Raw genomic sequence first — 21951 nt, forward strand, 5'->3', positions numbered from 1 at the left:
GGTTTCGGGGGTATCAATAGTAAATCCCGGCAGGTTAGCTGAACAAGGGAACTTAGGAAAAGAAGCGGAAATAAAGTAACTGAGCAGCTGCCAACAAGGGAGCTGTTTTGTGAGAATAGCTGCTATTGGCTCATTAGGAGGAATAGTTTTGTCGAAAGGATTGCTTCATCATAACGGTTTCTGGATATTCCATATCATAAATGCCGAGTAGGGCTAAATCATTTAGCATTTCACGCTGAATCACGCCTTCATGTTGAAGAGGTAACAAAAATATTGGAATCTAAAGGGTAACTATCCTTTACAAAAATAAACATCTATTTTCAGGAGGATCTATTCATTACGCGGTTTATTTTGAAGATCCTGATAGGATAACAGTTGAACTCGCAGTACCGTAATGTCACGGATAATTTTATTCAAGAGCATTTCTCGGAGTATTTTAAAGTACTAAATTAAAACCAGTTAAAAAAACAGAGATTCATATAGAAACAAATGATCAGCATAGTCAACAAATAAAGTGGATTGCCCTATAATTAGGCAATCCATTTTTGCTGTTATTTATTCAATTCAACCGTTTCATTCACATCTGTCGATTTGGTACTTTGCCCTGACATGCGTTTAAAGAGAAAGGCTATTTTCTTCGTAAAGTTACCGGTTTCCCAATATTCGACTGCTTCTGCTTTTATCTTTATCAAGACAACGTTTGGATCATCATAAGAAGATTGCATAATTTCCTCATATGCTTTGCTCCACAATTCCTTTTTCTTATCTAAGTCCTCAACTATTTCCGCTTTTCCACGGACGGAAACATAGGATTTACCTGCATAAGCCACATTAACATCCTGGTCATGTAAAATTTCATCATATTTATTAGTCTCTTTTTTAGTGAAAAACCATAAGTCACCATCAAACTCTACTTCCTGTGTTTTCATTGGACGGGAAACAAGCCCTTCCTCCGTTACCGTGGTTAGCATGGCTGTGTCTATGTCTTTGATTAACTCTCTTAATGTTTCTATTTCTTCTTGATTCATCATGTTAGACATTTTCATCACCTCGTTAAAGTTTTATAGAGGTATTTTACCCTTAATACCAGCTTTTATTCAGATTGTCTAACAAGGCAGCTTTTTATCTTTTTGAACAGTGAGGCAGGGTAATTGAACAAGGAAGTCAAATAATTAGCATTACATAAGTATTTAGAGGAATAGAAGAGAATTGAAAGTGAATGGCTTAAAAGTTTGGAGGAGGTATAAATGGTTTTTGGTTCATTCTTATTTTCTATCATTCTTTGGATTGCTGGATTATTTATTCTGTATATAGTCATTTCTGCAGCAGTCAGGGATGGCATTAACAAGTCTGTGGCTGGTCAATTCATCGAAACCAAGTATGGTATTAAAAAGGAAAGGGACTCATTTCTGGAGCGAGATTTGGACAATGACAAATAAAGAGTGACCTGGTATATAATTTCAAATAGACTATATAAAATATAAGGAGAAAAAAATGCACGCATTATTAATAGGGGCAACGGGAGCAACCGGCAAGGACTTGCTGGATTTATTGCTGGAGGATGATTCTTTTCATCAGGTTGATATTTTTGTCAGGCGTGATCTTCATATCCAGAATGAAAAATTAAAGGTGCATGTGATTGACTTTGACAACCCAGAACATTGGAAGCATTTGGTGAAGGGCGATGTTTTGTTTTCTTGTTTGGGAACTACCCTTAAAGCTGCGGGAAGTAAAGAAGCTCAATGGAAAATTGATTACGATTATCAATATCAGGTTGCGGAAGCTGCAAGAGAAAACAATGTGAGCACTTATGTATTGGTATCTTCAGGGGGATCTTCGCCTAATTCTCTCTTTTTTTATCCAAGAATGAAGGGACAGTTAGAAGAAGCGGTAAAAGCTTTAGGGTTTCCAAAGCTATCAATCTTCAAGCCGCCTGTATTGATTCGAAAAAATAGTGATAGAACAATGGAAGTTGCCGGATTGAAAGCTGTACAGTTTTTTAATAAATTTGGAATACTTCGTACTCAAAAGCCTCTGCCGACAGAAATATTGGCGGCTGCCATGATCAATTCCGCTAAAACTAAAGATAACGGGCTTTCTACGCTAGAAGGCAAAGCCATTTGGGAATGTGCAGGGCTGAATAATATCGATTAATAACATGTACATCATAGAGTAAGATACTAATAACTTTGGCTAACAAGGTCAAAGTTATTTTTTATAAAATGGACAGGGGATGGTTGATAAAATATAGGGGATATTTGGAGGTTTAGTTGTGGTGCGGTATGGCTGTAAGGTAGCTGGGTTAGGAGGAATTTGATTAATAAAAAACTACAGAATATATGCTTTTGCCGTTCTATTGATTATTGCTTTTTAGATATCATGGACGGTGTAAATAATTCAAATGCGGCTGAGGAGCTTCGAAGGGAAAAGGATAGATTAGTCGAGAAAGCCACAGGTTTCGAAAAAGAATATGAATAATGGATATAAAAAGAATACAAGGGTTTGTTACGGTTTATTTTTAACCTCTCCATTACTTCCGTATTGGCAGAGCCATATCGACCGATTCGTCGTAAATAAGCAACATGATAGTCTTGAATTGTTTCAACTTTAAATTTCATTATTTTTCATTCCTTCCTTTTTTTCGTTTAGTACATTTCGAATGTAGCAAATTATAAAAATATCATCATATAAATTTTTAATATTTCAGATATCTGAATGATGCACTATCCCAAAAATATGCTCAACAGGTGAGGGGGGAGGGCATGCTACTCTTCAACAGCTGACAAGCAGGTCTGATCAAGAAGGATTTTGCTGTTCATCAGCGAATCTAAGTATTAAATAACTTAAGGATGCCGGCAGTTCCGTTATAGCTTTAGACACTTTGACAGTCCTTACCATCACTATCAATTGAACATTTTTAGATGCAGATTTTCGAAGGTGCCGGTTCGTTGATAAATAGGTTAATCAGGGATTTGCAACTAAAAAAGGAGGAAATAGTTATGCTGTTTATGATGATTGTCAAAGCCTCAAAGAATTCGGAAGCTGGAATGCTCCCAAGCCAGGAACTCATGTATGCCATGACGAAGTATAATGAAGAATTAGTTCAGGCGGGCGTAAGGGTTATGGCTAAAGGACTTCATCCAAGTTCAAATGGGATTCGCATTTCTTATAAGAGACCAGGGGAAAAGCCTGTGGTTACGGAAGGCCCATTTACCGAATCGAAAGAACTGGCTGCCGGGTTCATCTTGATTGATGTGAATTCGAGGGAAGAAGCCATCGAGTGGGCCATGCGGATGCCGGACCCACAAGGACATGGGGAAGGCCAAATTGAATTGCGTCAAGTATTCTAGGAGCTAGAGCTGCCTGGGGGACCGGATTCGCTGGAAACTTAGAAGAGAAGCTGAATAGGCTTCTCGGACAAGTTGTAATAAAAACTAACGGATACATATAAAGGGGGCAAAAAAGACTCGTACCCGACGAGTCTTCTTTATTCCGGATATGTGTTCCGGCCGTTACCGGATTTTTACGGTTACGGGTTCTATGTTCAATTCAACCCCAACGAAGGAATAATCATCTTTGCTGCCGTCCTTGTATCCCCAGAATCCTTTTGTTTGGGCACCTTTGCGGAAAGTCAATTCAAATCCTTTTCCTTCAGAAAAGCTGTAACTTTTCACCTCATCCTCAGCACTATTATCGGCTAAACTATAGGAAATGAAGTTTCCCAGGCTTCCATGCGGCGACAGTACACCTGAATGGGGAGCCGCCTGAAAGTCATAATACTCATAGTCTTTTGTGGAAAGTTTGTCTTCTCTAATGGTGAATACCTTCGTTTCAAGATCCAGCACATCTCCTGACTTCATCCAGGAAAGGCGAATGTTTTTATATAGGGATGGCGCGTCTTTTTGTTTTTCAGCCTGAGATAGATCGATGACGGAAACTCCGCCTCTCCCGACAGCTGTTATCTTACCAGTGACATTGTCCAGCACCAGGGCAGTGTCCTCATCAATTCCGTATGAAAACTCATCCTGTTTTCCATGTGCGGCTGCCGTGGCAATCAGGCGCCCAAGTCTCGCCTTCTTATCAAAATGCTGATCAATGATGCCATGAGGGAAGAAGCCCAATCCTTTTTCCAGGTAGCCCGGACCGCCTTCCTGCTGGGTCATACTGTCATAAGTATCGGTGAATCCTGATGCAAGCGTGTCATAGCTTCCGCCGCCTGCGAGCATGACATCACTCATAATGGCTGCACCCGCACTGGTTCCTCCCAAAACAGCTCCATCATGATAAATATCCCAGATGCTTTGAAGTACTAATGATCTTGATCCGTCTCCATTCAGAAGAGCAGCTGTAATATTTGTCTGGTCTCCGCCGACAAACCAGATGGCGTCATAGTTCTTTATCTGATCTGCCAGCTCCGGATCATTCTTGTTATTTTTCCAGAGAGATTCATCTTCTGGTGTTCCTTTGAAATCGCGGCTGGCGATTTTCAGAATATCAATGTTATCTGCAGGCACCCCATAATGTTCAAGATCTGACTTGAAGGCGTAGGAAGATTTCAAACTGGAACTGGCAGCAGGGACGATTCCGATTTTAGGACTTTCGCCTGCTCTGGATATGAACGCTTCATAAACTTCCTGATTACTGCTACCAAGTGCGCCGCCTGCGATCACAAGGCTGCCCTTATTAACTGCTTCAACTCCTTCTTCCTCTGCAGTGAAGCTGGAGTTCTGATAGGATTTCTTAAATAGTTCTGGACTTTTCTCAAAAGAGACAGTAACAGGCTCCACACTCATTTTTACATGTAAGAGGGAATAGGAGTCTTTCTGGCCATCTTCATAGCCCCAATACCCGTTTGTATCTTCTCCTTTTTCGAAAATAAGCTTAAATCCTTCTCCGGCTGAATTGTATAAATAGCTTTCTGCCTTATTCGTGCTTGCATTGTCAACCAGTGAATAAGAAAGGAAATGTTTCAGCGATCCATAAGAGGAAAGGACTCCTGTGGCCGGCAGCGGCTTGAAGTTATAATACTCGTAGCCTTTCGTTTCTGCTTTATCATTTTTGAATGTGAATTCCCTAGTTTTGGCATGAAGCTTGTCGCCAGCAGACATGTAACTGATGTCAACATTCTTTATTCGCTTTCCTATTCTTTTGGCCGCTGTGACATCTAAGACTGCCACTCCGCTTCTTCCAGTAACTTCTATTGTTTGCATCTGATTATTGACGATCATGGCGGTGTTTTCATCAACACCATAAGCAAGATCACGGGGCTTGGACTTGATCGCTGTGGCTGCTAATCGGCCAAGTCTTGCACGCTCGTCAAAATGTTGGTCTACGATTCCCCATTGGAAAAATCCCAGCCCTTTTTCAATATTAACAGGAGCATATTCCCCGGCCGAGTTAGATCGTTCTTTATTGGTGAATTCCTGGTTAAAGCCGCCAAGACTGTCTCCGCCGGTGATCATCACATCGCTCATAATAGCGGCCCCTGCGATGGTTCCGCCCAAGACGGCACCATCTCTATAAATCTTCCAAATCGCATCTAGTGTTTTTGAGTTTTTGCCATTTTTTTTTAGAAGAGCATCAGTTATTTTGAGCTGATCCCCGCCGACAAACCAAATCCCTGTCATTCCTTCAATTTTCCCAGCGAGCTCCCTGCTTTCGCTGTTCTTCTTCCAGTTGCTTTCATCTTCCTCTGTTCCACTGAAGTCGTGTGAAGAGACAGGAAGGATTTCTACCGATGACTCCTTCACTCCATAGGACAGCAAGTCCTTTTTAAAGGCATAGGAGGATTTTAGTGAACCCGATGCAGCAGGGATGATCCCGATCTTAGCCTGTTCAGTCCCGCCGGCTAAATCGATGAATTTCTGATAAACATCCCGGTTCGTGCTGCCGAGAGCACCTCCGGCAATCACGAGATTCCCCTTAATATCTTCTGAGTTCTTCTTTGCGTGGATTTCTGAGGTTCCTGTACTGCCGAAAAGCAGCAGCAGGAGGGTGAAAACAATCCATTTTTTCATAAGCCTGACTCCTTTCATTTTCTATGTCTCCCTTTGCAGATGCAAGTATTGTGCCAAAGTGAAGACTCTGAAAAATCAGTAAACTTTAAAGAGAAGCCATCTTATTGGGTGGTAAATGGTTGTTATTGGCGTAGCCATTTAGGGATAGAACCAGTTTTCTGCAGTGAATTTACAGGATCTCCGCACATAATAAATAGATCCTGTTTTAATTGGAAACGAAGAGGGATCTGCAGCGGAAGGTGTTTTGCTAAAAGCAGATTTTAATGAACAAGCAGTGGAGGAAAAAGAGGAGCCGGGGAATAATCCCCAGTTTACCGATTTAACATTTGGCATTCATTTAATATCGATGTGACAATATGCCGTGAATCCCATTCGCCGCCTGAAAATTTGACGATCGGATATTTTTTTGGAAAAAGCTTTTGACGGATCGCTTCGGCTGAATTCCCTTCTTTGTGCAGAGCGAATACATCATCCTGGATGGATAGCAAATAATCCCGCTTTCGCTGGAGTGCTGCACGTCCATCTTCTACATAGCCTGCATGGCTGCAGAATACATCTTCAAAGTCGTAAGTGAGAACACGTTCAAGCGATCGGATAATTTCCGGAATGCTTTCTTCCGCTAAAACGACCTTGGTCTTTTCGCTGACGAATAAATCGCCAGTAAACAACTGGCCGTTTTCCCTGTTTAAGAAGGATTTATGATCGAAAGCGTGGCCGGGGGTATCGATGACATCCCACTGCGCTTTTCGGGATGAAAACGAGTCAGGTATGGCCTGGGCCTGGAATGGCTTTCTTCTTCCCCAAAAAAGCTGCCTGTATAAAGGATAATCGGCCCTTTTGGCACAGGAACGGATCGATTTTTTGTTTAAAAAGATAGGCAGTTTCTTCGTTTTTTCAGCATATGCCGCGCAGCCTGTATGGTCTTCATGAAAATGGGTGATCATGACCTGGTCAAAATCGCCTTCATCCATAAATGGTTGGAAAAATGTATGTAAGGACTGAGCGCCCGTGTCAATTAAGACTCCATCCGTTAAATAGCTGTAGACATTTAATGAAACACCCTGAAACTTAATTTGGCCATTCAGGTAGGAAACACCGTTTTTCACTCCCGTGGATGCCTTCTTCTTAGCAAACAAAACAATCAGCTCCCTTCCCGATATTAGGGTCATACTTGGAGTATTTCACCATAACGCTGGACATTGTTTCTGCCATTCCTTTTTGCATCATAAAGTGCGAGGTCGGCGTTCTTCAATAGGATTTTGGCTGGAGTATCCAGATTATCCGCTGAGACTTTCGTATGTGATAGGCCGAAGCTTGAGGTGATGGAAATTATGTTATCATCCACAACGATTGGGCTCCCGGCAATGCCCAGGCGGATCTCTTCGATCAGCAGGTGTGCTTCTTGTGCAGGCGTGCCAGGCAAATAAATCATGAATTCCTCTCCGCCATATCTCCCGATGATATCCCTTTTTCGAAGACTGTTTTTCACGAGGCCTGCAATATGGATCAGCACGAGATCGCCAGCTTCGTGGCCATATGTATCATTGACATGTTTAAAGTGGTCAATATCAAACATAATAAGTGAAACATCCGCACCTGGAGATAGGGTGCTCAGGGAGCTTTCCATCTCACTTAAAAAATAGGCCCGATTATAAATCTGGGTTAAACTGTCAATGCTGGCCAAACGTTTAAGGGTTTTCTGCATATTTACTTTTTCAGTTACATCAGCCAAAGAGATGATTCGTCCAATTGGGTCTTTGTTTAGGGAATAGACTGGTGAAAATTGTACTTGAAAGTGGACCTGTTCCCCCTCTTTTTCCCACACATAATCACCATTCTTTCCAGAACAAATCACTTTTCTAAGCGTGCTGTTTCCATGCAGAACATCATGAATATGCTTGCCGATGGCAGATTGCTTCAAGTCAGGCATAACAGGCAGCATCGCCTGGTTATAATCCACGATTGCTCCGTTCTGATTGAGAACGATGACCCCTTCCTTCATGCTTTCAAACACCGTGTCCCTTGCTATTGGGGCGAGATTGAACATCTGGAATGAGAAGAGCGCTATGCCATGCAGAATGAAGGAAATACTCATGGATACAGGGCCTAAATCAATGCCGTAGGGGCTCAGATCATTCAGATAATAATGATTGGCGACAATCGGAACAAAGAGTCCTGCGGTCATCAAAAGGATTTGCATCCGGAATCGCCAGAAGGATCTTCTTAAGCGCAGAAGCAGGATAATAATGCTGAACATCAGGCACATGAACAGAAAAATGGCATGCACGTAAAACCAGAATCCATATTCCAGATCCAACACGGGAAATGGCGTACCCTTTCTCAGCCTGACTGCTGAGTAGTAGAAATGATGGAGCTTATTGGTATGATGCATAAAGATGGTCAAAATCGGGATGATGAACAGGGAAAAATACAGGCGCCTGCCCAGCTTGTGTCCGGCATATTCCAGACACATCAATAAGGTGAAAGGAGGAATGAATGGCATGAACAAATATTCAATGCCCAGCCAGAATTGTATTTCTTGTAAAGTGGAGCTCGACAGTTCGAATGCATAGGAAAAAGTAAAGATCGCGGACAGCAGTGTTAAGATCTTATAAGGTCCTGCTCCCGGTGCATTCCTTAGTTTAAAGTGTGCAAAGAAACAAAGCGATAAGCTGAGTGCCCCTGAAAAAGTGAGAATGAGGATGTACATCCATAATTCGTGCCCCATATAAGTTATCTCCAAAATGTAAATATTTTCTCCTATTATATAATTCCTTTTTCTATAACACTAGCTTTATTAGTTATGGGGGTCATTGCGTTTCAGGAAAGGTCATTTCATTGCTGCAGCATCGCAGGGTGCCAGGACAGCCGCTCTTTTCTGGAGGCTGACTTAATACAACCTATTTTTATAACTATCCTGGAGGTCCTTCGCCGCTTGTTCGGAAGTATCATTCGGCAATTTTGCATGAGCAGCCAGCATTGCATGGGCAGAGGGAAGGGCTTCTTTCGCAAGCCATGACTCCCTGTTCCATAATTCCGATCGGATCAAAGCTTTCGCACAATGGATAAAGCATTCCTCTGCTTCTACTAAAATCCCAAATAAGGGAACTCGGTCTTTTACCTTGCTTTTCTCTAAGAGCTCAGGATCACGGCAAATATAGGCTTTGCCATTAATTCTTAGTGTTTCTCCAAGCCCAGGTATGAGAAAAAGGAGTCCAATATTGGGGTTTGCTATGATATTATGAGCGGAATCCATTCTTTTATTGCCCGGCCGTTCCGGAATAAAAAGATGCTGCTCGTCAAGAACCGTCACAAATCCGGGAGTATCCCCCCTCGGAGAAACATCACAACTGCCGTCAGAATCTGAAGTGGACAAAGTTAAAAAAGGAGATTTGGAAATAAAGTCAATGCAATGCTCATCGATGAAAGTAATGACTTTGCTTGCGGCACGCACACTGGGCTGGCCGATTTCTTCCCGAAAAGACGCAAAATCTTCTTTGGTAGTTATAATATCTAAATATTTTGACCTCATAAGTTTCACCTTTTTCTATTGGAATAGGTATCTTTAGTGTTCTGTCTTGGATGATCTGTTGACAATATGGAAAACAAAATAATAAACCCCGCTAAGCCCCAATATCCCCAACACAGTCAGGAAAGGCACTTTTTCAGCAAATAGTATTCCAAACACAAATAGAGCAAAACTCAAAATGATGGCTAATAGGGTTAATAAAAATCGCTGTGATTTATTCAAAACTTTCACCGCCTTCAATTCTATAAAATCCTGTGTGTTAAAATAGCCATATCTTTTACTGGAGGGCTGGAAATGGACTTTTTTGCGGATTTATTTTGGCTGTTATTCATGATCCTGTGCGTATGTTTTTTCGTATTCCTTTCCTATAGGCAGCACGTAATGAAGAAAGAGCAGGAATATATTATCAAGTTAAATCATGAGATTCTGGATAGTTTAAAGAATAAAGAAAGGCTGCAAACTACATTTTAACATAAATATCCATTTTTGGAAGGGGGAAGCAGATGAATATTTCTAACAAATTATTAGACTATGCAATTGTTTATGATGATCGAAGACAAGTAAACTCAGGAAAGTATGAGGATAAGAGAATCATTATCGAAGAGGTTAAAAACAGATTTAAGGCTCAAGTGGAAAACAGGACAGATAAGAGCGTACTGGTCGTTTATGATTGGCGCAAGACACATAGCGGGATGGAGATTATATTGTATGCCTTTGAAAGCTGACAAGGACCGTAAAAACGAAACCGGATATTGAAATGGAAGAAAGAATTCAATAACATTAAACTCTCAATAAAAGAAGGCTTAAATGTCTTTACCTTTCGAAGCGGAGGACCTGGCAGGAAATAAAACGACCAAAACAGTCGAACTGTATAAGCTGAAAAAAGGCGAGCAGCCACCCCAGAATCATGAAACCCCAGATGGCCCGGCAAAGCCTGGGAAAGGGAATGGGAAGAAAGATAAATAAATAGGTTTGGTGAGACCCGGATTCCTTAAGAGGATCCGGGTCTCTTTTTGGGAAGGGTTTGCGAATAGGAAGGGGCAGCATGTAAATAGATCGACTGTTTTTGCATATAGGATGGGGAAACCTGTAAATTGATAGGTTGAACCTGAAATTAAAGTCTTAGTTCTGCAAATAGAGTCCCCGAACCTCAAATAGTAGTTTTGCTAGATAAGATTTTGGGGCTTGCCGGGCACTTTTAGAACTGTCCATGAAACTTTCCCTTCAGTAAAATCGTAAACTATCATAAAAGGGGGAATAGTTTTGAAAGAAAACAGCAGCAGGTTTGATTTTTACTCGGCCATCATCATCTCTGTAATAGCCATATTATTGATGATTAGAAACATGATAATGGGTATAGAATTCTTTTCCGTGACTAATGTTCTGGCTGTTTTTGCTCTCGTGGTATCCCTCAGGCATTTATATAATTTAACAATGCCATCCCAGAAAGGGGAATCTTCATGAATTTTTTAATCTTATCTCAAGCCGGATTTAATGCTGGCGATATTTTATTTCAGCTGTTGGCTTTTGCCTTTTTACTGACGATTCCAGCGATTATTGTCATTTTATTTTTTATTTTCAAGAGAAGAAACGACAGACTGAAGCGTGTGGAGGAAACAATCGATCATCTCCTTTTGAAAATGGAAGAGAAGAATAGGTAGCAGGTGATTTAATGAAAAATGGCTTTACGAATGGCTGTGTACAGAAAGAAATCTGTACGCATTTTTTAGTTAGGCTGTATTGTGCTTTTAACTTAAACTTGAGTTTTAATACCTATTCCTCGAAAACACCGCTATTTTTCCGTGCTGATGCACTTTGCGCATTCGGATAGAAAAAGTGGTAAACAGAGAAAGCTTGTAAAAGCTAAATCATCAATCTTTTATATCAGCTTTTTGTTAAGAAAAATGTAATAACTACATAATGATTTGGTTAGAACCTTTGGTTACACTTATTATTCCCGGACTATGATGTAAAGAATAAAGAGTGCCTGGCTGGGATCGATACGTCCATTATTATAAAAATTGGGGTGACAGAGTGTCCATAAAAAGACGTTTGCTTTTATCGAATATAGGGATGGTTCTGCTCCCTGTTGTCTTATTTTTAGTACTGGAAATGATTATTGGATATCTATTATTTTATCCTGTGAAAGGCGAGGTGGATCAGGGGGATCTTAATTTTTTTCGGTCGATTCGGATTTATTTGTTAGTTGGGGTGCTGGTCTTAACAAACGGGCTATTAACATTCCTTGTTTCCAAAAGCATTATTAAGCCGCTCCTAAAGCTAAAAAGTGCTGCTAACGATATCAGCAGAGGAAATTTGGATACAAAAATAGAGGTTTTCGGGGGAAAGGATGAGCTGAACGAATTGGCGATTGCATTTGAAATCATGCGCGGGAGATTGAAGGAAGCTGCTGACATACAAAAGCAATATGAAAAAAATCAGAAGGAATTGATTGCGAGTATCTCCCATGATTTAAAAACGCCGTTAACGAGCATTAAAGGTTATATCAGAGGAATATCAGATGGTGTGGCCAATACACCAGAGAAAATGGAGCGATACATTTACACGATTGAAAAAACATCAGATGAAATGGAATCCTTAATCTCTGAGCTTTTATTATATTCCAAGCTTGACGTGCCCAATGTGCCTTATGATATGAGGGAGCTGGATTTAGTGTCCTATTTTGATCATTATTTGGAGGAGCTGCGTTTTAATCTTGCGGGCCAAAATGTCACTCTAAGCCTTGAGTGTCAGCCGAATCAATCCTATCGGGTGCATGCGGACAGGGGGAAATTGAATCGCGTCGTTGCCAATATTGTTCAAAACAGCTTGAAATACATGAATGAGGAAAATAAAGAATTAATGATCAGGCTGTCGTCAAAAGCGGCGGAAGTCATAGTTGAAATTCAGGATAATGGAGCAGGTGTTTCAAAGGACGAGCTGCCCTATCTATTTGACCGTTTTTACCGTACAGATGTATCCCGAAACTCTGCTACAGGAGGGACCGGGCTGGGGCTGGCGATCGTGAAAAAGATCATTGAAGGCCATGGGGGGGCCATTTGGGCAAGAGGAGGCATCGGACAGGGACTGAGTATATGTTTCACGTTAAAAAAGGGGGGTAATGATTGGAAAGAATTTTAATTATAGAAGACGAGCTCAATATTGCCGAACTGGAACAGGATTACCTCGAACTGAATCATTATGAAGCCGATATTGCTGCAACAGGGCAGGAAGGGCTGGAGCGATTAAAGGAGAACTCTTACCGGCTGGTTCTATTGGATCTGATGCTTCCGGATATGGACGGGTATGAAGTCTGCAGGCAAATCCGGGAGATATCAGAGATCCCTATTATTATGGTAACGGCCAAAAATGAGGATATTGATATGATTCGGGGATTGGGCCGCGGCGCAGACGATTATATCGCAAAGCCCTTTAATCCCAATCAATTAATTGCCAGGGTGAAGGCCTATATAGCAAGGTTTGATCGGCTGGTTTCCTGCGGACAAAACAAAAAAGAAGACATGAGGATCAGGGGTTTGCAGATTCAGCCGGTGACCCGAAAAGTTATTGTGAACAGCCAGGAAAAATTGCTTACGGCCAAAGAGTTTGACCTGCTTCTATTTATGGCTTCTTCACCGAACCAGGTTTTCAGCAAAGAGCATCTGCTGGAGCAGGTGTGGGGATTTGATTTCTATGGGGATGTGACAACCGTTACGGTTCATATCAGAAGACTGAGGGAGAAAATTGAAAATGACCCATCCGAACCTGATTATATTGAAACAGTTTGGGGTGTGGGCTATCGATTTAAACGGTAAGAGCGTATAGATTTCTATGCGTTCTTTTTTTATTCCCGGATTTAATATTTTTGTAAGAAATTGATAAGAGTGATGTTAGAATCCCTGCTTAGAATAGGTTTTGTAAAGGAAATCTGGTCGCTTGAGCGCATCATGACTCCGAAAATTCGAGGAGAAGGCCGAAAATGGTCAGCATGAATGCTTCATGAAGCCCAAAAATCGAGGAGAGCCGAATCAGGTCGGCATGAATGCTTCATGAAGTCGAAATTTCGAGGAGAAGACCGAAAATGCCATGAAAGCACCATGAAGCCCAAAATTCAAGAACAGGGCTGAAATGGTCGCCATGAACGCATCATGAAGTTTAACATTCAGGAGAAAGAGCTGGGAGGGAACGAAATGAAGGAGAACCTGCCAAGGAGGACCTTGGCTGAAAATATTTATATAGGTCTGGGCGCAATGTATCTGGGCTGCCTGCTGGTGCAATTTCTACTGGCGGGCTTGTCAATCTTTGAAGATCCGTCCAAGTGGGCCGCCCATAAACTCTTTGTGCATATGTTTGGCTATGCCATTCCAGTGCTGATGATCATAACTGCACTGGCAGGAAGATTTTTCAAGTTGATCTATAAGGAGATCATGGTCATTTTCCTGCTGCTGTTTGCCATGTACTTCACCGCAAACATGGGCTGGAGAATCGGCTGGCTGGGTGCTTTTCATCCGATTGCGGGGGTATTACTGCTAGGGGCAGGCACGGCAGCGGTTCGGAAGGTCTTGAAGGGGCCACGGGAGGCAGGCCGCTCAAAAGAAAAGAACAAGGGGATGCTGATTTGGGCATTGGCAGGGGCAGCCGGCGGATTAACGGCAGGTGTCATTTTGTCCAATTTAATCGGGATTCTTGGCCAGACTTTATTCGATAAACCAATGGGCATTAAATTTCTGCCGTTCTATCTGGCTGCATGCTCCGCAGTGCTTCTGCCGGCTTGGCAGTTAAAAAAGAGACGCAAAATGGAGGAGGAAAAGGAATGAAACAAAAACTGACATTTTTCTTTATGGCTGCGTATTTATGGATCACTTTCATTATGCTGGGTGCCTTTGTCTTGGAGGTGTTCATGGTTTATCCGAATATCTTTCATAAAATCCCGGAATCGTTTGATGTATCGATGAATTTTATGGAGGCCGCAAGTCCCCATACCTTTTTCCCGCCGCTCGGGTTTGCGAGCTGGGTCGCTGGGGGTGGGGCGCTGCTCCTGGTCTGGAAAATGAAATCTGCCCGAAACTGGGTTCTGGGAAGTATCCTTGTCATGATTCTGCTTGGTGTCATATCCATTGTGTTTGAATGGCCGAGGAACGAAATTATGTTTATTGAGGGGCAGAGTGTCCATTCAGTGGAATTTCTGAAACAGACAGCGCGTGAATTTCTGATGATCAATTGGATAAGGGTTGCATGCAACACGTTCGGGGCAATCATGGTGTTTGCAGGATTTTTAAAATTTTATCAGTGCAGATTGCGTCATAGTGAGTAGGCAAATGAAAAGGGACAGGCGGGGCCTGTCCCTTCTAATGTAATCTGGAGAAGGCAATGAGTGTCTGGGTATAGATTATTTCCCTGCCCCTGGACCAACCCGGCGTGTAATAGTATCTTTTTTGGCGGGATCTGTTTCAGATGTACTAGTAAATGTAAGGTTTGTTGGAACAGGCTTGTTTTTTGGAATTTTCACGTAAACTGGAACTTCCACGGTTTCGCCGGCTTGCACCTCAATGACATTATGCTCGAGCATAAGCTCCCATCCAGCTTCGGTATTTGCATCGAGGCGGATAAGTTCCGCTGCATTGCCCGTATTGGTTACCTTAAAGTAATAGGCTGCAACCCTGCCAGGAGCGGCAAATTGGACTTTGCTGTTTTCTGCAGCAACTCCTCTTGTAAACAAGCCGGAGTCATCCATATGTCGTACAGCGACTCGATAGGAGAGTGCCCCTTGATCATCGAGCTTTTTATTTAAAATGTAAAAGTGAAGCCGATTATGCTCGTCCTTATATTCGCTGACAACACCATCAGCAGTACCTGCCTTAAAGAGGGAATCGGAAAGCTGCCTATAATCACCTTTGGAATACATGGCTTCTGTTCCGTCAGGACGTTTAAAGTCAACCTGGTTAATGTCTTCGGCATGTGAGTCGATGACCCAAATGTTTGGTGCTGCTTCAGTATTTTTTGTCTTTGCAAGAAGAACGCCGGAATCTGGAGTGAAAGAGTCGAATCCTACTCGGTCAACAACTTCAACAGTATAGTTGTTATACCATTTTTCCCCGCGCTGCATATCAGCACGCCAGTCGTCCTCAAGCGAGTTTTTCGGAGTCAGATCCTCCATGCTGATGTTAATGCCATTAAGTGCATTACGGCCAAATTTTTCCCCGGCTGGCACGGCACGTGCAAGGATATCTGCAAACACAGGCCCGGATTCTGACAATTCTTCCCGGCTGATGTTCAGATACTGGTCTTCAGATAAGAAGCCTTGCTTGATTTTGTTCCGGAGCATATGATGGGACGGCGCTGACCCGCCTAGAGTAGGGAGTACCATCCAGCGTGTATGCGGCCCTGCAGGCCCATTAAAGCTTCCGCGGCTCATTAATTCCCAAGGTCCGGAATAAGAGCGGGAAACAGGCTTTCCATATGGATTGTTATAGTTATCCCCTAAGTTCATAATATGGCCAAATTCATGAGCGAAGGTGCCCATTCCATCATTTTCGCCTTGGATCGAAACCCCACGGCTGGCACTTGACCAGATGCTTTTCGCAGCAAGCCAGGAAGTCCAAGGAACATAGCGTGTATTGGCGGAATTGGGGAACCCTTCAAAAGGCGGGCCAAATTCCTTTGCTACATCTTCAGGTGTCTGGAACATCATTTCCCCAAACTCCTGCCAGACACCTGACTCATCATATCCGGCATGCAGGATGAAGGTGAAATCATAATCCTTGCCTGAAGCTGCCATATCAGCTTTTGCTTTTTCCATAGCTTCAGTTCTTAAGCTTTTTGCCTCGTACTCTTTTGGCATATTTGCTTGCTGTCCAAACTCGTTTAGTCCGTATTGGAATTCATTATGATCCATCCGATAAGTTCCAAATGAATCCAGTTCCACAGCCCATTTGCCATATGAATTTTCTCTCCAATATTCATTAATCGTCCGATAATGATTAAGTGGCTGGGGCTTGTTCAGGAAATCCACCCAAAACTGGCCGATTTCATCCCGTGGAATATTTCCGGTGCCAATGGGGTTGCCTGCCACTTCAGAACCTTCAGGCTGACTTAAAATAAACTCCCGGTCAGGGAAATCGACAATAACAAGTGCTCCCCTTAATACTCTTTCAGGCTCAATATCAGCCGTGCGCCAGTCAATTCCCGGAACGGGCCGGTAATCTTCCCAGGCCATATTTTCAGGAAGCTCCCATGACTGCGCATCTGCAGGATCCGGGAAATCTTCGAGACCTGGCTTTTCTGCATATGCTGCAGAAGAGACTGTCAGTAAAAGAAATGTAACCATCAAGATAAAAGACTTTTTCAATTGCTTCAACTTATTTCGCCTCCCTTAATTCTAGTATTCTGGTAAATTATACAATTTTATTTCGTTATTAAAAATATAAAATATTTAAAATATTCAAAATGATATAGAAGTCCTAATAATGATACCTGTCATCTCCCGACATTTGTCGAAAATATCCCGATGCGTGCAGTGGTATCCTTTAATTAATAGAGTTGCTAACCTAAAAATGGCGGGGAAGAATTTAGAAGTTTTACATAGGAAAGAAGGATTGATGACAATTTGGTTGAAGGAATAGTATAGTCTTTGATAAAAACTGGAGGGACAAGATGAAATTAACAATCCTTTGCACGATGCCAGATGCTGGCATATTAAGTGGAATCATAGAACTTCATAAAAACATATTCGGTGATTCTGAAGGTTTGGTGAGCAAAATGAAAAGCAAACCCCAATTGCTGGTACTGGCGGCTGTGGATGGAGAAAAGATGATCGGGTATAAAATGGGGTATGCCATTGATGAGGTTACGTTTTATAGCTGGCTGGGCGGAGTGGCCCCTGATTACAGGAAAAACGGTGTTGCTTCCATGCTGATGGAAAAGCAGCATGAATACCTAAAAGAAACGGGATATAAAGTGGTTAGGACGAAGACAATGAATATATGGCGAAGCATGCTGATTTTAAATATTAAGCATGGATTTGATGTGATTGAAACTTATACGGATGTAAAAGGATTGCATAAGATAGTACTGGAGAAACGATTACATAACTGAGGCTGCCGAAAATGGGCAGCCTTTATTTGTTTGTTCACGAAAGTTTGATAATTTCTATTCATCCCGTCTTTTTAATGGGTAATCGAATGTGGGGGATTGTTCCCTTTGTGCTTGCTGGGAATTTGTTTGTGAACATCACGCATCGGATGGAATGCTATCCTTCGCAACGAGCAATTGTTCTTAAATGGCATTAATTGAGTGAAATCGTTTCTTTTCAATGAGAAATTGATTATGAGCGGCACTAATCGAGCTGAATAGTTCTCCTTAAATAGAAAACTGACAACGAACGGCACTAAATAAACCGAATGGTTCCCTTAAATTAGCCAACCGACATTAAGCGGTCTTAATAATCATGCTTAATCCCCCCCTGACCAGAAAAAGGCCAGGTATACTGTCCCATCAGGTTGTTCTTAAATACCCTTCATTTTGAATGTCTATCTGAAATTGGATATCAGATTTCAAATTTGGATAGTAAACGGACCGCCAGTTTTTTAGCTCGTTCCGGTCGATTTTAGTACGATACAATTGTCCTAAGCCCAGAATATCTGCTTCGCTTTCCTGGAGATTGGCTAACATGCTGCTGAATCGACTTGACAGGAGATGGCTCAATTCTTTTTTGATCATATCACTTGATGTTTTGCCCCTTGTCTCGAGGACGACAACCTTTAGATTTATTCGGCTCTGCAATACTGGCTGTTTATCAGTCAAGTCAGTATGGTGGTTCATGGAGTTGCCGATGATCATGACACTTGCGTGATTCAGAACTTCAATTTGTCCATGGGTGCTTTCATCGTTAAAGGCATTGAATAGCAGGGTTTCGTCATTGCTGATCTGCTCCACCATCTTACCATTTTTAATTACGGCAGAGCCTACTTGTTCGTAAGTTGTCGTATCTCCCGTAACAATCAGGGGGATGGCCACATCGCGTGTATAGGAATGGATGCTGCGGTAAACTTCCCATATTCTTGTAAGGGCAATTTCCGGGTTCCAGCCTGCGTTTTTTTCGAAATAATCGAACATGTTGGTTCCTTTAAGATTCTTTGATTCTGATAGTTTGGAAAAAAACTCATCCATATTCTGGTCACAAATCGTGACGAGTGCTTTTGAGGAAACTTCCCGTGATCTCATGAAACCGGCGATGATGTCTTTCATGCCTTCCTCCGCTGTTTTCCGCTCAATCATGATTACTTTTACATGAAGCAGGTCAACGCTGGTCTCCATGTTTCGGCTGATGACATCGACCGCGTGGGAAATGGTCTCCCCTGTAGCGGATACTATCTTTACTTCCATAGACCCTTCCACAGGCTCAGGAATTTTTAGAAAAACCTTGTATTGATCGTCTTCAATGGTGGAAATGCCAAGGACAACAGGAAGTGTCCGATGATTGATATCCCTAATGTCCCAGCATCCAGTTAAAATCATCACTGTCAAAAGCAGACAGACGGTAATAGGGGCTTTAGATTTTAGATTATATGGATTCATCAATACCCTTCCTTTTCATGCAGCGTCCAAAGAAAAAGAGTGAAAATGGAATGGCTATCAAAATATAGAACCTGAGAAACGTATTCCACCAAAATAATTTCTCGACATCTTTCCAGTCCGGAATAAAAAAGCAGGCAATATAGACTGCAGCGGCCAGCGCGAGCAATAATTTGACCGGTTTAATGGAAGGAAGGTAATGACTTAAGATTCGGATTGCTTTCCAGGACACAAGGGCAAGGTAAAGCATGATAAAGGAGATGAGGCTCAGCAGAAAGAACATTGTGACCCTGTCGAACATCAGCCAATTAATATTGATGGCGTCCACGGCCACAACATATGGAAGGAAGGTTGTGGCTGATGTGGCCTGACCAAAAGTCAGAACCGGAATATAGACTGAAAAAAGGAAAAAGGGAATAAGGAAGGCGGCGGCCCATAATATATATTTTCTGTCATAGGAGAAATAAGGCTGAACAAAGCCGAGAAACAGAAAGCCTCCGGAGAAAGCAAAAAAGCTTTCCAAATAAGTTCGTTTTATAATGAATCCGAGATCTGCATCTAAAGGAACCACGTACCTCCAATCCACGTTTTGAAAAGAAGTGAAGAAAATAAAGATAATGATGGGAAGAAATAAAAGGGATAGAAGAAGTCCGGTGCGAAAAATGGTTTCGACTCCTTTGGCTGCTATATAGGTCGAAATGGATATCAATAAAAGCATGATGGCCCATAAAGGGGTCTTTGATAAAAAGACGATGGTAATGATTTCGGCATAAGCCCGGAGCGTTATCAATAAAATCATACTGAAATATAAGAAAACCGGGGCAATAAAAAGGATAGCTGTCCCTTTTCCGATTCCCGCATAGATGCGAATGATGTCTTTTTTCGGAAAATAGCTTAGTCCCTTCATATAAATATTAATAAAAATGAAGTGAATGACCACTCCTAACAGAACAGGAAGCCAATGGCCCTGCTCTGTACTTGAAATCACATTGCCCGGATACATAAAAAAAATAAGACCCAAATGACTGATGACATACATCAGCATGACATGCAAACTTTTATCCGCCATTGTTTTCATTCCCCTTTACATTTAAGTAGAGATAGGACTTGCCATAGGTATTGAGGCTTGCCAGGTAAGCGCTAAGGAAAACCAAACCGGCAACCAGCCCCAGGATGCCAAATATCGCCCCCAGAATCACAATGGCATATTTGAACAGCCGAATGGACACAGAATTCTGAAACCCGACGATGGTTGAGTTGGCAATGGTTGTGGCGGCAAGAATGATGATCAGCAGATTGCTGACTAATTTCGCTTCCACGGCAGCCTGCCCCAGGATAATTCCTCCGACCATTGTAATGGTGGGGCCAATGGATTTTGGCAGTCTTACACTGGCTTCCAGGATTAATTCCAGAATAAGAAGCATGAAAATGATTTCCGCCAAAGCCGGATAGGGAACCCCTTCACGGCTTTGGGCAACTGATAAAGCTAGTTGGATTTGCAGGACTTCAGGGTTTACGGAAACCAGAGCCACATACAGCCCGGGTGTTATTAGTGTAATTAAAATGCCGATGATTCTGATTAGCCGGATGGCCAACATGATGGGCAGGGGGAAATTCCGGTCATTTTCAGCAGCAAACATATCCCAGAACAGACTTGGAAGAATGAGCGCAAAAGGCAAGCGATCCACGAACAGAATGACTTTTCCTTTTCTCAGATTCTGGACCGCATGATGGGGCAGCTCGGTTGTATTAAACTTTGAAATAGCGTTCCAAGACGGAAACCCCAGCATTTTGGCCAGCCCCTGCAGATTATAGGCTTCCATTTGAATATTTTTTTCGATATGATTACGAATGCTGTTAACCAGTTCTATATCTGCTTGGCCGTCTATATACAGCAAGGATAGTTTGTTTTTGCGGCTGCGGCCGGCTGAAAAAGAGTCGATTCTGATTTCGTCCGAGTTCACCAGTTTTCGGACGATGCCGATATTAATATCGATTCCTTCTGTAAAGGAATCCAATGCTCCTTGAATAACATTTTCATTTGTGGGTGAATCAATCGAACGATCGAGCATAGCGGGTACAGGCTCCATAATGATAAACCGTGAGGTGTTTTCAAAATGGATAATCAGTTTGCCTTCATAAATGGATGAAATGGCTTTCAGGACATCCCCTTCCATCAATTCCCCTATGGCCCCCCATAAATCCTCAGAAGGCTGATTCTGCAAAAGGATGCTCTCCGCATGCTTGTGAAGCACCGTTCTTGTTTTGATAAAATCAATGAGTGTATTAAATCCCAGCAGCATCACGGCAGCATCCGCAAGATAGTCCCTTTGAAGATGGAAATCGCCATTGTTCCCAAGCTCTGCTTTTATTTCATTAATAAATCGATCCATTGCGGGTTACCCCTTTATAAAGACATAAATATTATTACTTTGCGCTTGCTGGAAAATTTTATCCCTATAAACTTTATTTGGCGTTTTAACGAGGGACCTTATGTTATGGATAACAGGGGGCGATTTGCGGTTTACTGAAGATTGAGAGTTTGATGGATCGTACCCTTTGTATAGGGAAACCGTTTGGGAGGACACGAATCGAGCACAAGAGCACCCTTTATCAAAAAATCGTTCATGAACGGCACTAATCAAGCAGTATAGTTTCTTTTACATTGGCAAACATCCGTGAATGGTACTAATCAAACCACATAGCCCCCTCAAATCAGCCTGCTGCAAACAAACAGCCTTAATCCCCCTCGGGGTTTCTTCGAAGAGAGTTCCGCCGCCAAAAAAGGAATTATCAAAACTAAAGAGGAATAATTAATGCGGGGGGAAAGAC

At 42.2% G+C, this 21951-nt stretch carries 23 protein-coding genes and 1 pseudogene; 14 read left to right on the plus strand and 10 right to left on the minus strand.

The genetic code is table 11. From position 1 onward, the window contains the following. Window positions 1-174: 174 nt before the first annotated feature. A pseudogene (locus tag DFO72_RS30725) lies at window positions 175-395 on the plus strand (VOC family protein); the annotation flags it as partial. A gap of 156 nt (window positions 396-551) precedes the next feature. Here the strand turns inward: DFO72_RS30725 and DFO72_RS15605 are convergent. Beyond that, the gene (locus tag DFO72_RS15605) at window positions 552-1040 is read right to left on the minus strand and encodes a pyridoxamine 5'-phosphate oxidase family protein (RefSeq protein WP_113882881.1); all 489 of its coding nucleotides are present in this window, start codon (window positions 1038-1040) and stop codon (window positions 552-554) included. Window positions 1041-1247: 207 nt separating this feature from the next. On the opposite strand from DFO72_RS15605, the gene DFO72_RS15610 reads away from it, so the two are divergent. From DFO72_RS15610 to DFO72_RS15620, 4 genes are all read left to right on the plus strand, one after another. Further along, complete coding sequence (locus DFO72_RS15610; protein WP_113882882.1) at window positions 1248-1439, plus strand: hypothetical protein; 192 nt, start codon at window positions 1248-1250, stop codon at window positions 1437-1439. 55 nt (window positions 1440-1494) lie between these two features. Further along, entirely contained in the window at window positions 1495-2154 is a 660-nt protein-coding gene (locus tag DFO72_RS15615; RefSeq protein WP_113882883.1) for an NAD(P)H-binding protein, read from the plus strand. A 159-nt stretch (window positions 2155-2313) separates the two neighbouring features. Then, window positions 2314-2478, plus strand: coding sequence for a hypothetical protein (locus DFO72_RS29515; protein WP_166672499.1), 165 nt, complete (start codon window positions 2314-2316; stop codon window positions 2476-2478). A gap of 521 nt (window positions 2479-2999) precedes the next feature. After that, window positions 3000-3350 (plus strand): YciI family protein, encoded by a 351-nt coding sequence (locus DFO72_RS15620; protein WP_113882884.1) that lies wholly within the window; start codon window positions 3000-3002, stop codon window positions 3348-3350. Between the two features lie 162 nt (window positions 3351-3512). Here DFO72_RS15620 and DFO72_RS15625 read toward each other — a convergent pair whose 3' ends face one another. The 5 genes from DFO72_RS15625 to DFO72_RS15645 form a co-directional block, all read right to left on the minus strand. Continuing rightward, a complete protein-coding gene (locus tag DFO72_RS15625; RefSeq protein WP_113883221.1) occupies window positions 3513-6017 on the minus strand; it encodes a cyanophycinase in 2505 nt (834 codons plus the stop codon). Between the two features lie 311 nt (window positions 6018-6328). Continuing rightward, window positions 6329-7186, minus strand: a complete 858-nt coding sequence (locus DFO72_RS15630) for an MBL fold metallo-hydrolase (RefSeq protein WP_113882885.1) — start codon at window positions 7184-7186, stop codon at window positions 6329-6331. Then, window positions 7183-8745 carry a histidine kinase N-terminal 7TM domain-containing diguanylate cyclase gene (locus tag DFO72_RS15635; protein ID WP_113882886.1) on the minus strand — a complete coding sequence of 521 codons (1563 nt, stop codon included), beginning with the start codon at window positions 8743-8745 and terminating at the stop codon, window positions 7183-7185. The genes DFO72_RS15630 and DFO72_RS15635 overlap by 4 nt, the downstream gene beginning before the upstream one ends. A 162-nt stretch (window positions 8746-8907) precedes the next feature. Beyond that, complete coding sequence (locus DFO72_RS15640) at window positions 8908-9558, minus strand: pyridoxamine 5'-phosphate oxidase family protein (RefSeq protein ID WP_395858182.1); 651 nt, start codon at window positions 9556-9558, stop codon at window positions 8908-8910. Window positions 9559-9582: 24 nt separating this feature from the next. Beyond that, window positions 9583-9768 carry a hypothetical protein gene (locus DFO72_RS15645; protein WP_113883222.1) on the minus strand — a complete coding sequence of 62 codons (186 nt, stop codon included), beginning with the start codon at window positions 9766-9768 and terminating at the stop codon, window positions 9583-9585. Between the two features lie 281 nt (window positions 9769-10049). Between DFO72_RS15645 and DFO72_RS15650 the strand changes: the two genes are divergently transcribed. The 8 genes from DFO72_RS15650 (at window position 10050) to DFO72_RS15685 (ending at window position 14860) form a co-directional block, all read left to right on the plus strand. Beyond that, window positions 10050-10271: a hypothetical protein gene (locus DFO72_RS15650; RefSeq protein WP_113882888.1), complete on the plus strand. Its 222-nt coding sequence runs from the start codon at window positions 10050-10052 to the stop codon at window positions 10269-10271. 82 nt (window positions 10272-10353) lie between these two features. Continuing rightward, window positions 10354-10512 carry a hypothetical protein gene (locus DFO72_RS15655; protein WP_243856181.1) on the plus strand — a complete coding sequence of 53 codons (159 nt, stop codon included), beginning with the start codon at window positions 10354-10356 and terminating at the stop codon, window positions 10510-10512. A 297-nt stretch (window positions 10513-10809) separates the two neighbouring features. Continuing rightward, window positions 10810-11010, plus strand: coding sequence for a hypothetical protein (locus tag DFO72_RS15660; protein WP_113882889.1), 201 nt, complete (start codon window positions 10810-10812; stop codon window positions 11008-11010). Continuing rightward, window positions 11007-11207 (plus strand): hypothetical protein, encoded by a 201-nt coding sequence (locus tag DFO72_RS15665; protein ID WP_113882890.1) that lies wholly within the window; start codon window positions 11007-11009, stop codon window positions 11205-11207. The genes DFO72_RS15660 and DFO72_RS15665 overlap by 4 nt, the downstream gene beginning before the upstream one ends. A gap of 373 nt (window positions 11208-11580) precedes the next feature. Next, window positions 11581-12687: a sensor histidine kinase gene (locus tag DFO72_RS15670; protein WP_113882891.1), complete on the plus strand. Its 1107-nt coding sequence runs from the start codon at window positions 11581-11583 to the stop codon at window positions 12685-12687. Then, window positions 12672-13361, plus strand: coding sequence for a response regulator transcription factor (locus tag DFO72_RS15675; RefSeq protein WP_113882892.1), 690 nt, complete (start codon window positions 12672-12674; stop codon window positions 13359-13361). Before DFO72_RS15670 ends, DFO72_RS15675 begins: the two co-directional genes overlap by 16 nt. Window positions 13362-13736: 375 nt before the next feature. Next, window positions 13737-14363, plus strand: coding sequence for a DUF5957 family protein (locus DFO72_RS15680; RefSeq protein ID WP_113882893.1), 627 nt, complete (start codon window positions 13737-13739; stop codon window positions 14361-14363). Beyond that, a complete protein-coding gene (locus tag DFO72_RS15685; protein WP_113882894.1) occupies window positions 14360-14860 on the plus strand; it encodes a hypothetical protein in 501 nt (166 codons plus the stop codon). Before DFO72_RS15680 ends, DFO72_RS15685 begins: the two co-directional genes overlap by 4 nt. Before the next feature lie 75 nt (window positions 14861-14935). Here DFO72_RS15685 and DFO72_RS15690 read toward each other — a convergent pair whose 3' ends face one another. After that, window positions 14936-16903: a M6 family metalloprotease domain-containing protein gene (locus tag DFO72_RS15690; protein WP_113882895.1), complete on the minus strand. Its 1968-nt coding sequence runs from the start codon at window positions 16901-16903 to the stop codon at window positions 14936-14938. Window positions 16904-17199: 296 nt separating this feature from the next. On the opposite strand from DFO72_RS15690, the gene DFO72_RS15695 reads away from it, so the two are divergent. Beyond that, entirely contained in the window at window positions 17200-17640 is a 441-nt protein-coding gene (locus tag DFO72_RS15695) for a GNAT family N-acetyltransferase (protein WP_113882896.1), read from the plus strand. Between the two features lie 399 nt (window positions 17641-18039). Here the strand turns inward: DFO72_RS15695 and DFO72_RS15700 are convergent, their stop codons facing one another. Genes DFO72_RS15700 through DFO72_RS15710 form a run of 3 tightly spaced genes read right to left on the minus strand, consistent with a single transcriptional unit; the run spans window position 18040 to window position 21512 of the window. Then, window positions 18040-19122, minus strand: a complete 1083-nt coding sequence (locus DFO72_RS15700) for a Ger(x)C family spore germination protein (protein WP_113882897.1) — start codon at window positions 19120-19122, stop codon at window positions 18040-18042. Then, the gene (locus DFO72_RS15705; protein WP_113882898.1) at window positions 19109-20188 is read right to left on the minus strand and encodes a GerAB/ArcD/ProY family transporter; all 1080 of its coding nucleotides are present in this window, start codon (window positions 20186-20188) and stop codon (window positions 19109-19111) included. The genes DFO72_RS15700 and DFO72_RS15705 overlap by 14 nt, the downstream gene beginning before the upstream one ends. Beyond that, entirely contained in the window at window positions 20178-21512 is a 1335-nt protein-coding gene (locus DFO72_RS15710; RefSeq protein ID WP_113882899.1) for a spore germination protein, read from the minus strand. Before DFO72_RS15710 ends, DFO72_RS15705 begins: the two co-directional genes overlap by 11 nt. Window positions 21513-21951 lie beyond the last annotated feature (439 nt).

Source organism: Cytobacillus oceanisediminis, from assembly GCF_004366035.1.
Taxonomy (GTDB): Bacteria; Bacillota; Bacilli; order Bacillales; family Cytobacillaceae; genus Cytobacillus; species Cytobacillus oceanisediminis_C.

Bases quoted from the DNA above. Each gene is read 5' to 3' on its own strand.
- DFO72_RS15605 (WP_113882881.1), bottom strand. From the start codon at position 1,040: ATGTCTAACATGATGAATCAAGAAGAAATAGAAACATTAAGAGAGTTA.
- DFO72_RS15610 (WP_113882882.1), top strand. From the start codon at position 1,248: ATGGTTTTTGGTTCATTCTTATTTTCTATCATTCTTTGGATTGCTGGA.
- DFO72_RS15615 (WP_113882883.1), top strand. From the start codon at position 1,495: ATGCACGCATTATTAATAGGGGCAACGGGAGCAACCGGCAAGGACTTG.
- DFO72_RS15620 (WP_113882884.1), top strand. From the start codon at position 3,000: ATGCTGTTTATGATGATTGTCAAAGCCTCAAAGAATTCGGAAGCTGGA.
- DFO72_RS15625 (WP_113883221.1), bottom strand. From the start codon at position 6,017: ATGAAAAAATGGATTGTTTTCACCCTCCTGCTGCTGCTTTTCGGCAGT.
- DFO72_RS15630 (WP_113882885.1), bottom strand. From the start codon at position 7,186: ATGACCCTAATATCGGGAAGGGAGCTGATTGTTTTGTTTGCTAAGAAG.
- DFO72_RS15635 (WP_113882886.1), bottom strand. From the start codon at position 8,745: ATGGGGCACGAATTATGGATGTACATCCTCATTCTCACTTTTTCAGGG.
- DFO72_RS15650 (WP_113882888.1), top strand. From the start codon at position 10,050: ATGAATATTTCTAACAAATTATTAGACTATGCAATTGTTTATGATGAT.
- DFO72_RS15655 (WP_243856181.1), top strand. From the start codon at position 10,354: ATGTCTTTACCTTTCGAAGCGGAGGACCTGGCAGGAAATAAAACGACC.
- DFO72_RS15665 (WP_113882890.1), top strand. From the start codon at position 11,007: ATGAATTTTTTAATCTTATCTCAAGCCGGATTTAATGCTGGCGATATT.
- DFO72_RS15680 (WP_113882893.1), top strand. From the start codon at position 13,737: ATGAAGGAGAACCTGCCAAGGAGGACCTTGGCTGAAAATATTTATATA.
- DFO72_RS15685 (WP_113882894.1), top strand. From the start codon at position 14,360: ATGAAACAAAAACTGACATTTTTCTTTATGGCTGCGTATTTATGGATC.
- DFO72_RS15695 (WP_113882896.1), top strand. From the start codon at position 17,200: ATGAAATTAACAATCCTTTGCACGATGCCAGATGCTGGCATATTAAGT.
- DFO72_RS15700 (WP_113882897.1), bottom strand. From the start codon at position 19,122: ATGAATCCATATAATCTAAAATCTAAAGCCCCTATTACCGTCTGTCTG.
- DFO72_RS15705 (WP_113882898.1), bottom strand. From the start codon at position 20,188: ATGGCGGATAAAAGTTTGCATGTCATGCTGATGTATGTCATCAGTCAT.
- DFO72_RS15710 (WP_113882899.1), bottom strand. From the start codon at position 21,512: ATGGATCGATTTATTAATGAAATAAAAGCAGAGCTTGGGAACAATGGC.